At 64.9% G+C, this 15,252-nt stretch carries 13 protein-coding genes; 4 read left to right on the plus strand and 9 right to left on the minus strand.

Features of this window, described 5'->3' with window-relative positions; all coding sequences use genetic code 11:
- Nucleotides 1-27: 27 nt before the first annotated feature.
- Together LV28_RS37375 and LV28_RS37380 are read right to left on the minus strand one after the other, a co-directional pair.
- Nucleotides 28-537: a DUF2306 domain-containing protein gene (locus LV28_RS37375; RefSeq protein WP_048806325.1), complete on the minus strand. Its 510-nt coding sequence runs from the start codon at nucleotides 535-537 to the stop codon at nucleotides 28-30.
- Nucleotides 538-777: 240 nt separating this feature from the next.
- Nucleotides 778-1,677 (minus strand): LysR substrate-binding domain-containing protein, encoded by a 900-nt coding sequence (locus LV28_RS37380; protein ID WP_023596285.1) that lies wholly within the window; start codon nucleotides 1,675-1,677, stop codon nucleotides 778-780.
- A 116-nt stretch (nucleotides 1,678-1,793) separates the two neighbouring features.
- On the opposite strand from LV28_RS37380, the gene LV28_RS37385 reads away from it, so the two are divergent.
- Nucleotides 1,794-2,720, plus strand: coding sequence for an aldo/keto reductase family oxidoreductase (locus LV28_RS37385; protein ID WP_048806324.1), 927 nt, complete (start codon nucleotides 1,794-1,796; stop codon nucleotides 2,718-2,720).
- Nucleotides 2,721-2,815: 95 nt separating this feature from the next.
- On the opposite strand, the gene clpB is transcribed toward LV28_RS37385, so the two are convergent.
- A complete protein-coding gene (gene clpB / locus LV28_RS37390) occupies nucleotides 2,816-5,443 on the minus strand; it encodes an ATP-dependent chaperone ClpB (protein WP_023596287.1) in 2,628 nt (875 codons plus the stop codon).
- 222 nt (nucleotides 5,444-5,665) lie between these two features.
- Here clpB and LV28_RS37395 point away from each other — a divergent pair, with 222 nt between their 5' ends.
- Nucleotides 5,666-6,238 (plus strand): group III truncated hemoglobin, encoded by a 573-nt coding sequence (locus LV28_RS37395; protein ID WP_231107066.1) that lies wholly within the window; start codon nucleotides 5,666-5,668, stop codon nucleotides 6,236-6,238.
- Between the two features lie 100 nt (nucleotides 6,239-6,338).
- Here the strand turns inward: LV28_RS37395 and moaE are convergent, their stop codons facing one another.
- From moaE to LV28_RS37425, 6 genes are all read right to left on the minus strand, one after another.
- The gene (gene moaE, locus LV28_RS37400; protein ID WP_025249272.1) at nucleotides 6,339-6,803 is read right to left on the minus strand and encodes a molybdopterin synthase catalytic subunit MoaE; all 465 of its coding nucleotides are present in this window, start codon (nucleotides 6,801-6,803) and stop codon (nucleotides 6,339-6,341) included.
- A gap of 98 nt (nucleotides 6,804-6,901) precedes the next feature.
- Nucleotides 6,902-7,162, minus strand: a complete 261-nt coding sequence (gene moaD, locus LV28_RS37405; RefSeq protein ID WP_023874129.1) for a molybdopterin converting factor subunit 1 — start codon at nucleotides 7,160-7,162, stop codon at nucleotides 6,902-6,904.
- Nucleotides 7,163-7,204: 42 nt separating this feature from the next.
- A complete protein-coding gene (locus LV28_RS37410; RefSeq protein ID WP_038617299.1) occupies nucleotides 7,205-8,479 on the minus strand; it encodes a molybdopterin molybdotransferase MoeA in 1,275 nt (424 codons plus the stop codon).
- A gap of 39 nt (nucleotides 8,480-8,518) precedes the next feature.
- Nucleotides 8,519-9,985 (minus strand): threonine synthase, encoded by a 1,467-nt coding sequence (thrC, locus tag LV28_RS37415; protein ID WP_038617297.1) that lies wholly within the window; start codon nucleotides 9,983-9,985, stop codon nucleotides 8,519-8,521.
- Between the two features lie 74 nt (nucleotides 9,986-10,059).
- Nucleotides 10,060-11,370 carry a homoserine dehydrogenase gene (locus LV28_RS37420; RefSeq protein ID WP_023596293.1) on the minus strand — a complete coding sequence of 437 codons (1,311 nt, stop codon included), beginning with the start codon at nucleotides 11,368-11,370 and terminating at the stop codon, nucleotides 10,060-10,062.
- A gap of 37 nt (nucleotides 11,371-11,407) precedes the next feature.
- Entirely contained in the window at nucleotides 11,408-12,634 is a 1,227-nt protein-coding gene (locus LV28_RS37425) for a pyridoxal phosphate-dependent aminotransferase (RefSeq protein ID WP_023874125.1), read from the minus strand.
- A gap of 320 nt (nucleotides 12,635-12,954) precedes the next feature.
- Here LV28_RS37425 and LV28_RS37430 point away from each other — a divergent pair, with 320 nt between their 5' ends.
- Nucleotides 12,955-13,341 carry an Mth938-like domain-containing protein gene (locus LV28_RS37430; RefSeq protein ID WP_023596295.1) on the plus strand — a complete coding sequence of 129 codons (387 nt, stop codon included), beginning with the start codon at nucleotides 12,955-12,957 and terminating at the stop codon, nucleotides 13,339-13,341.
- Nucleotides 13,342-13,397: 56 nt separating this feature from the next.
- On the plus strand, nucleotides 13,398-15,107 hold the full coding sequence (locus LV28_RS37435) for a glycosyltransferase family 39 protein (RefSeq protein ID WP_038620941.1): 1,710 nt from the start codon (nucleotides 13,398-13,400) through the stop codon (nucleotides 15,105-15,107).
- The last annotated feature ends 145 nt before the right edge of the window (nucleotides 15,108-15,252 follow it).

The following is a 15,252-nucleotide window of genomic DNA, read 5'->3' on the forward strand; positions in this document are numbered from 1 at the left end:
TGCTCGTGCCGCTGGCACTGTCCTTGTCTATGATTCGTTCGATCGCCGCGTCGGACACGGCAGCGGTTGCGTGGATGCTTGCCCCGGGTCGACGCGAGCACAGTCCGCGCGGGCCTGCGCCAATTTCGCGTCATGGTGCCACAGCTGCACGAGCGCACGGTTCAGCAGGCGCCCCGGCACCGCCACGGCGGCCACGCCCGCGATCACCAGCCCGGCGTACAGACCGAGCATGCGTCGCCGATGGCTCGCCACCCGCCCCTGGCGAATCGCCCGCGCGGCCAGCACCAGGTTCACCAGCACAAACGACGAGAGGACGTGCAGCCAGGAAAGCTGCATACCGCCCGATCCCTCGCCCCCACCGACTCCGCCGATGCCACGGATGCCGAAACTCGAGAGCGCCGTCACCGCCATCGCCGCAACCCACAGACGCCCCAGCCATCGGTGTCTCGACGTGCCCCGCCGCATGAACAGGATGCCGATGCCAAGCCCCACCGCCGCCCCTGCGGCGGCCAGATGCATTACCAGAATCGTCTCCATGATGTCCTTGCTGTGATGGGATCATGGTGTGACGATAGGGCGCGGGGTCATCCACCGCATGCGTGGTGCGACGAACGACACCGGCGCGGCGCCAACGGTTGCCGGTCGGCGCGAACGGCACGGCGTTTGCGCCGTCGACGCACGCGGCCGCGTATTGTCGCCGACGATTGTGACACGACGAAAAAATCACCGCGATCGGAAAGGACGTATGCCCAAATGGCAAATCGTTGGCCGAGGGGGCTACCAGTGGATGGTCTTCGCAAAGTCCACGAATGCGCGCAATGGCGACGGCAGGTAGCGGCGGCCCGGATAGTACAGCAACGGACCGGTGAAGCTGGGCCACCAGGGCTCCAGCAACGGGTCCAGTTCGCCGCGGTCGATATAGGGCTGCAGCCATTCCTCGAATAAATAGATCACGCCCGCGCCAGCCACCGCCGAATCAACGGCCAGGTCGGCGGCGGCGCCAAGGTTCACGATCAACGGTCCGTTCGTTTCCACCGTCAACGATTTCCCTTTGCGCGTAAAGTGCCAAGGCGGCATGGCACCACTGGAAAAGCGTCCGCGCAGACAAATATGCTCGCGTAGATCGTTCGGATGGCGCGGTCTGCCGTGTTGCGCGAGATAGCCTGGCGAAGCCGCCAGGGCCATGCGCTGACGCCGCGGGCCGATGGGGACCGCCACCATGTCCTGATCCATTCCTTCTTCGTATCGGATGCCGGCGTCACAGCCTGACTGCAGCAAATCCACAAAGCGATCTTCCACGATCACCTCAAGACAGATGTCGGGGTACTCAGCGAGGAACTGCGGAACGATGCGCGGCAATACCAGTTTGGAGGCGGCCAATGGAACATTCAGTCGCAAGCGTCCAGCGGGACGGTCGCGAAAGCCATTGACCACGTCCAGCGCCGATTCGACGGCGCTCAGCGCAGGCGTCAGATGTTCCAGCAGGCGCTGGCCCGCATCGGTGGTCGCCACGCTGCGTGTCGTGCGATTAAGAAGTCGCACGCCGAGACGCGACTCCAGCCGGCGCACCGCCTCGCTCAGTTGCGAGGCGCTGGTACCCGAGATACGTGCGGCGCTGCGAAAGCCACCCTGCGTGGCTACGGCTACGAAGGCGGCAATGTCCTGCAAATCGGCCATGGCGATTAGATTGTCTGGAATTTCGCACAAGCTGTCTTATTGCGCGGGATTGTCGCACACCGAGCAAGCTCCTAGACTGCGCTGACATTACCGCTTTGCGCAACCGAGGAGAAACGATGTATCAAGCCAATCAAGCCGGCAGCTACATGCTCGGTGACCTCGAAGTCATCCGCATGGGTTATGGCGCCATGCAGCTGGCGGGCCCACATGTATTCGGCCCCCCTGGGGACCGGCAGCAAGCCATCGCTGTATTGCGTTCGGCGTTGGAGATGGGCGTCAATCACATCGACACCAGCGATTTCTACGGTCCGCATATCACCAACCAGATCATTCGCGAGGCGCTGCATCCCTATCGCGACGATTTGGTGATCGTCACCAAAATTGGCGCACGTCGCGGCGCAGATGGCTCGTGGCTGAAGGCGATGTCGCCTGCCGAACTGGAATCTGCGGTGTACGACAATTTGCGCAACCTGGGCGTGGAAGTGCTGGATGTCGTGAACCTGCGCCTGATGTTCGACGTGGCGGCACCGGCGGAGGGAGATCTGGAAGCCCCTCTGGCAGCGCTTGCGGAGTTAAAGCGCAAGGGTATCGTTCGGCATATTGGCCTGAGCAACGCGACGGCCAATCAGATCGCTCAGGCACGGACCATGACCGATATCGTCTGCGTGCAAAACCAGTACAACCTTGCCCACCGGGGCGACGACCCGCTGGTGGCGCAACTGGCGAGCGCAGGTATTGCCTATGTGCCGTTCTTCCCGCTGGGTGGGTTCTCGCCACTGCAGTCGGCAACGCTTGAGCAGGTAGCTGCCGACTGCGGGGCGACGCCTTTGCAAACGGCTCTGGCGTGGCTACTGCAACGTTCTCCCAATATTCTGCTGATTCCGGGAACCGCGTCGGTTGGCCACCTGCGGCAAAACATCGCTGCCGCAGCCTTGCATTTGTCGTCCGACGCGGTAGCCGCGCTCGACACCATCGGTGGCATTGGCGGCATCGGTGGCATCGGCGCCGCAACTCCGGAGACAGCGTCGCAATGCGGTGGCTGAATCCGTCGAGCGCCGGAACGATAAAAAAACACCCCTGCGAGAGGGGTGTCCTATCAGGTTGACCGCCGGGAGAGCCGATCTCCCGGGCCGACGGCTTATTCCGCTGCCGCCTCCGTCTCGCGGCCGACCTGTGCGGCCGTCTCGCCTTCGAAGGTGAAGCGGCCGTTGCGCCAGTCGACCGGGATCGTATCCTTCGGCCCGAACTTGCCGGCAAGCACCAGCTTGGCGACCGGATTCTCGATCTCCTGCTGGATAGCCCGCTTGAGCGGACGCGCGCCGTACACCGGATCGAAGCCCTCGCGCGCCACATGGGCGAGCGCCGACTTGCTGACCTCCAGGTGCATCTCGAGCTTGGCCAGACGCTGGCGCAGGATCTCGATCTGAATCGTGGCAATCGACTCGATGTGCTTCTGGTCGAGTCCGTGGAACACCACGACTTCGTCGATCCGGTTGAGGAATTCCGGACGGAAGTGCTCCTTGATCTCCGTCCACACGGCATCCTTGATCCGGTCTTGCGGCTCGCCGACCATCGACTGAATCATCGACGACCCGAGGTTCGACGTCATCACGATCACCGTGTTCTTGAAGTCCACCGTACGGCCCTGTCCGTCGGTCATGCGGCCGTCGTCGAGCACCTGCAAGAGCACGTTGAACACGTCCGGGTGCGCCTTTTCGACCTCGTCGAGCAGGATCACGCTGTACGGCTTGCGACGCACGGCCTCGGTCAGATAACCGCCCTCTTCATAGCCGACATAGCCCGGGGGCGCACCGATCAAACGCGCCACGCTGTGCTTCTCCATGAACTCGCTCATGTCGATGCGGATGAGGTGATCTTCCGAATCGAACAGGAACATCGCCAAGGCCTTGCACAGCTCGGTCTTGCCCACGCCGGTCGGCCCGAGGAACAGGAACGACCCGTACGGGCGGTTCGGATCGGCCAGCCCCGCGCGCGAACGACGGATGGCGTCGGCCACGGCGGTAATCGCCTCGTCCTGGCCCACCACGCGCTCGTGCAGCTTGGCTTCCATGTTGAGCAGCTTCTCGCGCTCGCCCTGCATCATCTTCGAGACCGGGATACCCGTGGCACGAGAAACCACTTCGGCGATTTCCTCGGTGCCTACCTGCGTGCGCAGCAGTCGCGGATGCGCCTGTTGGCCCGCGGCCTCGGCCGCATCGGCGTCCTTCAGTTGCGCTTCGAGTTGCGGGAGCTTGCCATATTGCAGCTCCGCCACCTTGTCGAGCTTGCCCTCGCGCTGCAACTTCGCGATCTCGGCGCGCACGCGGTCGATCTCTTCCTTGACCTGCGCACTACCCTGCACGGCGGCCTTTTCCGCCGTCCAGACTTCCTCCAGGTCGGCGTACTCGCGCTCCAGGCGCGCGATCTCTTCCTCGATGAGCGCCAGCCGCTTCTGCGAGGCCTCGTCGGTCTCCTTCTTGACGGCCTCGCGCTCGATCTTCAACTGGATGAGACGACGGTCGAGCTTGTCCATCACTTCCGGCTTCGAGTCGATTTCCATCTTGATCTTCGACGCCGCCTCATCGATCAGGTCGATGGCCTTGTCCGGCAGGAACCGGTCGGTGATGTAGCGCTGGCTGAGTTCCGCCGCCGCCACGATGGCCGGGTCGGTGATCTCCACGCCGTGGTGCAGTTCGTACTTTTCCTGCAGACCGCGCAGAATCGCGATCGTTGCCTCGACGCTCGGCTCGTCGACGAGTACTTTCTGGAAGCGGCGCTCCAGCGCGGCATCCTTTTCGATGTACTTGCGATATTCGTCGAGCGTGGTCGCACCGATGCAGTGCAGCTCGCCCCGTGCGAGCGCCGGCTTGAGCATGTTGCCCGCATCCATTGCGCCTTCGGCCTTGCCCGCGCCCACCATCGTGTGAATCTCGTCGATGAACAGGATCGTGCGGCCTTCGTCCTTGGCGATGTCATTGAGCACGGCTTTCAGGCGCTCCTCGAACTCGCCGCGGAACTTGGCGCCGGCGAGCAGCCCCGCCATGTCGAGCGCGAGCACACGCTTGTTCTTGAGCGACTCCGGCACTTCGCCATTGACGATACGCTGCGCCAGGCCCTCCACGATCGCGGTCTTGCCTACGCCCGGCTCACCAATGAGCACCGGGTTGTTCTTGGTGCGACGCTGGAGAATCTGGATTGTGCGGCGAATTTCGTCGTCGCGCCCGATCACCGGATCGAGCTTGCCCTGCGCCGCGCGTTCGGTCAGGTCGAGCGTGTATTTCTTGAGGGCCTCGCGCTGGCCCTCGGCATCCTGGCTATCGACGGACTGACCGCCGCGCACACCCTCGATGGCCGCCTCCAGCGACTTGCGCGTGAGGCCGCGAGCGCGGGCGAGCTTGCCCGTCTCGCCCTTGTCGTCGGCGAGTGCGAGCAGGAACATTTCGCTGGCGATATAGGTGTCGCCATGCTTTTGCGCTTCCTTGTCGGCCTGGTTGAGCAAGCCTGCGAGTTCGCGGCCGACCTGCACGTTGCCGTCGGTGCCCTGCACCTGAGGCAACTTTGCGATGGCCGTCTCGAGGTCGTGCGCCAGCGGCTGGACCTGAACGCCCGCGCGCTGCAGTAGCGAACGCGCCGCCCCCTCGGGTTGAGCGATCAGCGCGGCCAGAAGGTGCAGCGGCTCGATGTATTGCTGGTCGCGACCGACTGCCATGCTTTGGGCATCAGCCAGCGCTTCCAGGAACTGCGTGGTGAATTTGTCTTGTCGCATCTCGTGCTCCGGTAAGAATTCATTTCTGCATCGGATGTGCGGACAATCCCCTGTGGTTTCAAGGGGCATTACGGCGCGAGATCGACCTTTCTCACGTAGCCCGAGGCACGCCGGAATCACGGGTCACGGCACGCGCCGGGGGCGCCGCGGAACCACGTCCGGGAATGCGTGGGACACGCCCGGGTTTGAAGCTCATAATAGTCATTTTAAGCACGCCGCACCATGAGTCATCCTGACACACAGCCCCCGGTCGACAGCGCGACGTCCGGCCGTGCGGCATCGGAAATGCCGCCCGGAACGGGGCCAGACGCCCTTCCCGGCGTTGCACCGCAAACCACGGCCGAATGGCCGTCGGCACGGCTGGCGGCCATCGACGAAGACGCCGTGCGCCTGCTCGTGCATACGTTCTATGGGCGTATCCGCGACGACGACATGCTCGGGCCCGTCTTTCGCGAGGCGCTCGAAGGCCGCTGGGATGGGCATCTCGAGAAAATGGTGTCGTTCTGGGCCAGCATCGTGCTCGGTGCCAAGCGGTACCGCGGCAATGTGACGCAGGCGCATCAGCCGTTCGCGCATCTGAGCGGCGAGCATTTCAGCCGCTGGCTCGCCCTGTTCTTCGATACGCTCGACAAGATCTTCGAACCGCAGGCCGCGTTCGCCTTTGCGGAGCCCGCCATCCGGATCGCGGAGAGCCTTCAACTGAACCTGTTCGGGTGGGAGTATTCGCTGCCACCGGCGCAACGTCTGTTGCTCGATAGCGTGAAACAAGCCAGACCGTCTCGACCGCACAAATGAAACGATCGGCGAATTTTGCTTAAATTCGCCGATTTTTCCTGAAAAAAGCGTATTTCCGACGCGCCCTGGCGCGACCGCGCTCGGGGGTCGTCCCGGCCGGTTACCGACCGTCGCCCTTCGTCCAGCGCTCCCGCGCCGCGGTGTCGGTCTCCCGGGCATCGACCCAGCGCTCACCCTGTGGCGTGGACTCCTTCTTCCAGAACGGCGCCTCGGTCTTCAGGTAGTCCATGATGAATTCGCACGCCGCGAACGCATCGCCCCGGTGGGCCGACGTCACCGCCACCAGCACGATCTGGTCGCCCGGCCCGAGATCGCCGTAACGATGGATGACCAGGGCGTCGAACAGGCGCCAGCGCTCTTGCGCCTGGGCGACGATCGCCGAGAGCGCCTTCTCCGTCATGCCGGGATAGTGCTCCAGCGTCATGCGGGACACATCCTTGCCATCGTTCAGATCGCGCACGGTGCCGACAAAGCTCGCCACGGCACCCACGCGCAGGTCGTTGGCACGCAGTTGGCGGATTTCCTCCGACAGGTCGAAATCCTCGGTCTGTACGCGAATCGGCATGGTGTCGATGTGCTCTGTATAGGGTTGGCGGGCCGGGTTGCCGCATATCCGAGGCCGGCTGCCGCCCCGGCGCGCCCCCGGATGCAAACCTGAACTTGTCAGCCGCCGGTGACCGGCGGGAAGAAGGCGACCTCGCAGCCCGTCGTGAGCCGCGTGCCGGCCGGCACCATCTCGTGATTCAGCGCCATGCGAAGCGCGCGCTGCTCGCCGAGCGTCTCGGCCCAGACGGGGCCGCGATTGCACAACCACCGACGCACGTCTCCCACTGTGGCAACCCCCTCGGGGACTTCCACGTTCGGCTCCTCGGCAACGTTCAGCGCCTCGCGGACACTGGCAAAAAAGCGAAGATTGATCTGCATGGTTGCTTCCCCGGCGCGCCGCATGGGCGGCGCCCCTGTCTCTCAATATAGAAGATCGGAAAACGGCAGGAATGCCACCGTCTGCCCCGCTTCGATGCGGTGCCCGGGCGGGTTGTCGATGAGGCCGTCGCCCCAGACGGTCGAGGTGAGCACCGCGGAACTCTGGTTCGGAAACGCCTCCAGACCGCCCTGATCGTTGACACGGGCGCGCACGAATTCATTGCGACGGTCCGCCTTCTTCTGCGTGAAATCGGCTCGCATCGCGATACGGCGCGGCGCCACGTCCGCCACGCCCTGCAAGCGCAGAATGAACGGGCGCACGAACAGCAGGAACGTCACGAAGCTCGACACCGGATTGCCCGGCAAGCCGATGAAGTGCGCCGTATCGCCGCCCGCACCGTGCCCGCGATTCGCGTCAGTCGCGTCAGTCGCGTTCGTCGCATTACTCGCGCCACGCGGACGGTTCACCTCGCCGTATGCGAGCGGCTTGCCCGGCTTGAGTGCGATCTGCCAGAGGTTCAGTCGCCCTTCGGCCTCCACCGCCGGCTTGACGTGATCTTCCTCGCCCACCGACACACCGCCCGACGTGATGATCAGGTCATTGCCGCGCGCCGCGTCACGCAGAATCGCACGCGTGGCCGCAAGATTGTCCGGCACGATGCCGTAATCCGTCATCTCGCAGCCAAGGTTCTCCAGCAGGCTGCGCAGCACGAATCGGTTCGAGTTGTAGATGCCGCCCTCGCGCAGCGGCTCGCCCGGCATGGTCAGTTCGTCGCCGGTGAAGAACACCGCCACGCGCAGGCGGCGCGCCACCTGCAACTTCGCGATGCCCACCGAGGCCGCCAGCCCGAGCGACTGGGCGCGCAGGCGCGTGCCCGCCGCGAGGATCACGCTGCCGCGACGAATGTCCGCGCCCTGACGATTGATGAACTCGCCGGCCGCGGGCATATGACGAATCACGACCTTGCCGTCCTCGCGCGCCTCGCATTGCTCCTGCATCACGATGGCGTCGGCGCCCGGCGGCACCGGCGCGCCGGTGAAGATGCGCGCCGCCGTGCCCTCGGCCAGCGGCGCCGGTGCGTGACCGGCGGGAATGCGCTGCGAGACGGGCAAGACCGTCTCGGCGTCACGCAGATCCGACAACCGGACGGCGTAGCCGTCCATGGCGCTCGTGTCCATCGGCGGCACATCGAGCGTGGCAATCACGTCGGCGGCCAGCACGCGACCGTTCGCCGCGAGCGTGTCGACCGTCTCGTGGCGGCCGAGCGCACGCGCGGCGCCCAGCACGGCATCGAGAGCTTCTTGGGTACTCAGCATGAGGGTGGGCCCGGAAGTCTGAGAACAGCGCACGCCGGCTTACAGGCCGGTGTGCTCCGCAATGTACGCCTTCACGCGCGCAACGTCGTTCGGCACGGTCTCGAAGCGCTGCGGCAGCGATTCGAGCTGCTCGAAGCCCGCGGGACGCGGCGGCTCGCGATGCAGCGCCTCGCGAATGGTCTCGGCGAACTTCGCCGGCTGCGCCGTCTCGAGCACCACCATCGGCACCCCGGGCTCGAGCGCTTCGCGCGCGACCTTCACGCCATCGGCCGTATGGGTGTCGATGACCACGTCGTAGCGACGGGCCACGTCCTGGATCGTGGCCACACGGTCGTCGTGCGTGCTGCGACCCGAGACGAACCCGAACTGCGCCACGCGCGCGAACGCCTCGGTGCCTGAGAGATCGAAACCGCCCTCGCGCTCGACCTTCGACAGCAGCTCGGCCGTTGCCTGGGCGTCGCGCCCCAGCAGGTCGAACAGGAAGCGCTCGAAGTTCGACGCCTTCGAGATGTCCATGCTCGGACTGCTCGTATGGAACGTTTCGGCGGACTTGCGCACGCGATAGCGTCCGGTGCGGAAGAACTCGTCGAGCACGTCGTTCTCGTTGGTGGCCACCACCAACTTGCGAATCGGCAAGCCCATCATGCGCGCGATGTGACCGGCGCAGACGTTGCCGAAGTTGCCCGAGGGCACGGTGAACGACACTTCGCCGTCCTGGCCCGACTTGCCGCCCGTGGCCGCGAAGTACCCCTTGAAGTAGTACACGACCTGCGCCACGACGCGCGCCCAGTTGATCGAGTTGACCGTGCCGATCTTGTAGCGCGCCTTGAAGGCGTGATCGTTCGACACCGCCTTGACGATATCCTGCGCGTCGTCGAACACGCCTTCGACCGCAAGATTGAAGATGTTCGGGTCCTGCAGGCTGTACATCTGCGCCGTCTGGAACGCACTCATCTTGCCGGCGGGCGAGAGCATGAAGACCCGAATGCCTTCCTTGCCGCGCATGGCGTACTCGGCCGCGCTGCCCGTGTCGCCGGACGTGGCGCCCAGAATGTTCAACGCATCGCCGTGCTGAACCAGCGCGTACTCGAACAGGTTGCCGAGCAACTGCATGGCCATGTCCTTGAACGCGAGCGTCGGACCGTTCGAGAGCGCCAGCAGCGAGAGCGGCGTGCCATTCTCGACGCCGAGCGGCAGCAGCGGCGTGATCTCGGCGGCATCCTCGCCGGGACGCACGTTGCGGTAGACCTCGGCGGTGTACGTGCGCAGGGTCAGATCCGCAAGGATTTCGGCGGGAATGTCGCCGGCGAACTTGGTCAGCACCTTCGCCGCGAGCTCGGCGTAAGACAACTGGCGCCAGGCGCGCAGTTCGTCGGCCGTCACCCGCGGATATTCGGTCGGCAGGTACAGGCCGCCGTCGGGGGCCAGGCCACCGAGGAGAATGCTCGAGAACGATTGCGGCTCGCCGGAGTTCAGGCCCGCGCCGCGCGTGGAGATGTATTTCATGTGGGTCGTGTCCTGTCGAATGGGTTCGTGCAGCGGGTCGTCGGCGCGCCTGCCTGCGGGCGCGCGCGACCGACTCAGCTCAGCGCCTCCATGCGGATGCGCGTGACCTTCGAGAGCACCGTCTCCATCGCCTCGATCTTGGCGATGGCCGCGTTGATGTGCTTCTCCTGGGTCTGATGCGTCAGGATGATGATGTCCGTCTGATGTTCGCCTTCGCGCGATTCCTTCTGCAGCAATGCGTCGATCGAGATGTCCAGGTCCGCGAGAATGCGCGTGAGTTCGGCCATCACACCGGCACGATCCACCACACGCAGACGCAGGTAGTAGCTGGTGGTGACTTCGCCGATCGGCAGCACCGGCGTGTTCGACAGCGCGTCGTGCTGGAACGCCAGGTGCGGCACGCGATGCTCCGGGTCGGCCGTCTGCAGACGCGTCACGTCCACGATGTCGGCCACCACGGCCGAAGCCGTCGGCTCGGCGCCCGCGCCCTTGCCGTAGTACAGCGTGGCGCCCACGGCGTCGCCCTGCACCAGTACGGCGTTCATGGCGCCTTCCACGTTGGCGATGAGGCGCTTGGCGGGGATGAGCGTCGGATGCACGCGCAGCTCGATACCCGCCTCCGCGCGACGCGTGATGCCCAGCAGCTTGATGCGGTAGCCCAACTCCTCGGCGTACTTGATGTCGAGCGCCGAGAGCTTGGTGATGCCCTCGATGTAGGCGCGATCGAACTGCACCGGTACGCCGAACGCGATGGCGCTCATGAGCGTGAGCTTGTGCGCGGCATCGACGCCTTCGATGTCGAACGTCGGGTCGGCCTCGGCATAGCCCAGACGCTGTGCGTCGGCAAGCGCCACGTCGAAGTCGATGCCTTTGTCGCGCATCTCCGAGAGGATGAAGTTCGTGGTGCCGTTGATGATGCCGGCGATCCACTGGATGCGGTTGGCGGTGAGCCCTTCGCGCAGCGCCTTGATGATGGGAATGCCGCCGGCCACCGCGGCCTCGAAGGCCACCATGACGTTGGCCTTGCGCGCCGCGGCGAAGATTTCGTTGCCGTAGACGGCCAGCAGCGCCTTGTTGGCGGTGACCACGTGCTTGCCGTTCTCGATCGCCTTGAGGACCAGTTCCTTCGTGAGGTCGTAGCCGCCGATGGTCTCGACCACGACATCGATGTCCGGATCGTTGACCACCTCGAACGGGTCACCCGTCACGACAGCCGCCTGGCCGACGAGACCGCGCGCGCGTTCGACGTTGCGCACCGCAACCTTCGTGATCTCGATACCCCGGCCGGCACGACGTTGAATTTCTTCCTGGTTGCGAGCCAGTACCTGGAAGGCGCCATAGCCTACCGTGCCAAGGCCGAGGAGGCCCAATTTGATCGGATTCATGCAGTTTTACTCAAAAGTCGAAATCGGTTGGCGCGCATCACTTGCCGTGGCGACGGCGATAACCGTCAAGGAAGCGGGCAATGCGACTGATGGCGTCTTCCAGGTCGCCCTCGTGAGGCAGGAACACGACACGGAAATGGTCGGGGTGCATCCAGTTGAAACCGCTGCCCTGCACCAGCAGGACCTTTTCTTCGAGCAGCAACTGGAGGATGAATTCCTGGTCGTTGGCGATGGGGTACACCGCCGGATCGAGACGCGGGAACAGGTACAGCGCCGCCTTCGGCTTCACGCAGGTCACGCCGGGAATAGCGGTGAGCATGCGGTGCGCGATTTCGCGCTGCTCGTACAGGCGCCCGCCCGGCACGATCAGGTCCTGAATGCTCTGGTAGCCGCCCAGCGCCGTCTGGATGGCGTACTGCCCCGGCACGTTGGGGCACAGCCGCATCGAGGCCAGGATGTTCAGCCCTTCGATATAGTCGCGCGCCGGGCGCTTGTCGCCGGACACGATCATCCAGCCCGCGCGGTAACCGCACGCGCGATAGCTTTTCGACAGGCCGTTGAAGGTAATGGTGAGCACGTCCTCGGACAACGAGGCGATCGACGTATGCTCGGCGCCGTCGTAGATGATCTTGTCGTAGATCTCGTCGGCGTAAATGATGAGCTTGTGCTCGCGTGCGAGCGCGACGATCTCCTTGAGCAGTTCGTCGGAGTAAAGCGCGCCGGTCGGGTTGTTCGGGTTGATGATGACGATGGCGCGCGTGTTCGGCGTGATCTTTTTCCGAATGTCCGCGAGGTCGGGCTGCCAGTCCGCCTGTTCGTCGCAGACGTAGTGGACCGGGGTGCCGCCCGAGAGGCTGACCGCCGCCGTCCACAGCGGATAGTCGGGCGCGGGCACGAGGACCTCGTCGCCATCGTTGAGCAGTGCCTGCATGGCCATCACGATGAGCTCCGACGCCCCGTTGCCGAGGTAGATGTCGTCGAGCTGCACATCCTTGATGCGCTTTTGCTGACAGTAATGCATGATCGCCTTGCGCGCCGCGAACACGCCCCGCGAGTCCGAATAGCCGGCCGAATTCGGCAGGTTGCGGATCATGTCCTGCACGATCTCGTCGGGCGGCTCGAAGCCGAACGGCGCCAGATTGCCGATGTTCAGCTTGATGATGCGATGACCTTCGTCTTCCATGCGCTTGGCATGTTCGAGCACGGGCCCACGAATGTCATAGCAGACATTCTGCAATTTCTGCGATTTGAGGATCGGTTTCACGGCGGTTGTGGTCTTGGCGGGCGACGCAGGGGCCGGTCGGGCCGGCAGCAGGCGGGACGCACGACGCACCGGCGGCGGCGCGAACCGGCGCGCAAAGCGCACGGGACACCGCTTTTCCCCGATTTCGGCGTGGCAAATGCCGCACTGCAACGGTTTTGCCGTGCTGCGTACGGCAAAAAGCTATAATTTAGCCAATTATGACAGAGTTCGGCAATGCATCATTGACGGTTTGCAAGACGCGAGGCAAGATGCCCGGCCGTCGTACACCGCGCCGACGCTCATCCACCACCGGGCAACCCCTGGTAGGGAATCTTTCGAAAGTGAAACTGCATCAAGACCCGTCGCAAGCCCTGAACACGGTGACCGGCTACGGCCGCGGCTATGTCGAAGTCAACAAGATTCGCCACGACCAGAGCGTGATCATTGCGCCCGAGGGCGAGATCCAGCACTGGCCGGTGTCGCGCTTCGACGCGCTCACGCCCGCCGACTTCGACCTGTTGCGCCGCCTCGACCCCGAGGTCGTCATTTTCGGCAGCGGCTCGCGCCTGCGCTTCGCCCATCCCAGACTGACCACGTCGCTGACGAGCGCACGCATCGGCGTGGACTCCATGGACACGCAAGCCGCCTGCCGCACCTATAACATCCTGATGAGCGAGGGGCGGCGCGTCGTGCTCGCCCTGCTCATCGAGCCAGAGGCGACTGAGTGAGTCGCCGCCCGCTCGCATCCGGCCTGCCGGGCACGGACCCACTCGCTGCGCCCGCCTTGCCGCCCGCGTCCCCTCGCGACGCAACGCCGTCCGCCTATCCCCTGTCGCCCGCCGCCTTCTGGCTGCTGCTTCTGGGCTTCGCCCTGGTCTGGTTCGGCGTGCTCGACTATCGCCACCTGATCGCGAGCGACGAGGGCCGCTATGCGGAAATGGCGCGCGAGATGTGGGTGACCGGCGACTGGATCACGCCACGCTATAACGGCTACAAGTACTTCGAGAAGCCGCCGCTGCAAACCTGGATGAACGCGCTCACCTTTGCCGCCTTCGGGCTCGGCGAGTGGCAGGCACGGCTTTGGACGGCGCTCACCGGCTTTGCCGGCGTGCTGACGGTGGGCTACACCGGCCGCCGCGTGTTCAATGCGCGCGTCGGCCTGTTCGCCGCAGCCGCGCTGGCCAGCGCGCCGCTGTGGTCGCTGCTCGGACACTTCAACGTGCTCGACATGGGCCTGTCGTTCTTCATGGGGCTGTCGTTGTGCGCGCTGCTGCTGGCCCAGCGCCCCGGGCTCGATCGCGGCGCGGTGCGCGGCTGGATGTGGTTGTGCTGGGCGGCCATGGCGCTTGCCGTGCTGAGCAAGGGCCTCGTCGGCGTCGTGCTGCCCGGCGCCGTGCTGGTGATCTACACACTCGTGGCTCGGGACTGGGCCTTGTGGCGGCGACTGTATCTGGGCAGCGGCCTGATCGTCTTTCTCGCAATCGCCGCGCCGTGGTTCGTGCTGGTGCAGTTGCGCAACCCCGAATTTTTCGATTTCTTCTTCATCAACGAGCACTTCCGCCGCTTCGCGATGGAAGGCCATAACCGCGACGGCGCCCCCTGGTACTTCGTGCCGGTGTTCCTCGTCGGCTTCCTGCCGTGGCTGTCGGTGCTGCCGGGCACCGTGCGCGCCACGCTACGCATGCCCCGCCAACCGAACGGCTTCGCGCCGGCGCTGATGCTCTGGGTCTGGTCGGCGTTCATTTTCCTGTTCTTCAGCGCGTCGCATTCCAAGCTGATTTCCTACCTGCTGCCCATCGCGCCGGCCATGGCGCTGCTCTTCGGACTGTATCTCGCGCAGTTGCGTCGCGACACCGTTCGCCTGCACATGGCCGGCTATGCGATTTTCCTGATCGCGGCGCTCGTGATGGTAGCGATCTTCGTCGGCCGCGCCGGCAGCGTGCGCAATCCGAACGAGCTCTACAAGGCCTTCCAGGTCTGGTTGTACGTGGCCGTGGGCCTCGGCCTGGCGGGAACGCTCGTGGCGTGGCGGCTCGCGCGTCACAGCGCGCGGCGTGCCCTGCTCGCCTTCTCGGGCGCCATGCTGCTGCTCGTGACCGTGGGCGGCATGGGACACGAGGTGTTCGGCCGCCAGAGTTCGGGGGTGCTGCTGGTGCCGGCCGTCCAGGCCGAGATGGCCCGCCTCGGGCCGAACGTCCCCTTCTATTCCGTGAACGTGCTCGATCACACCATGCCCTACTACCTCGGGCACACGATGATCATGGTGCAGCATCCGGATGAGCTCGAATTCGGCGTGAAGCAGGAGCCGCAGAAATGGCTGCCCACGCTCGCCGACTTCTATGCGCGGTGGCGGTCCGACCCGAAGGCGCTCGCGCTGGTCGATCCGGGTACGTTCGGCAAGCTGGAGGCCGAACGCCTGCCCATGCGCGTCGTCGCGCGCGACACGCGGCGGATCGTGATCTCGAAACCTCAGCCGGAAGACGACGTAAAATAGCGCGCTAATTGTTTCGGCCGGCGCCACACGCATGAATACCGCCGGCAATGACAAGATCGGGGAAAGGGCCTCGCGCCGCACGACGGCGCCAGGACTGGCCAATTTGCAGCGTCCATAATTATTCACAAACGTTCACAAACGTTCC

This window comes from Pandoraea pnomenusa, assembly GCF_000767615.3.
Lineage (GTDB): Bacteria > Pseudomonadota > Gammaproteobacteria > Burkholderiales > Burkholderiaceae > Pandoraea > Pandoraea pnomenusa.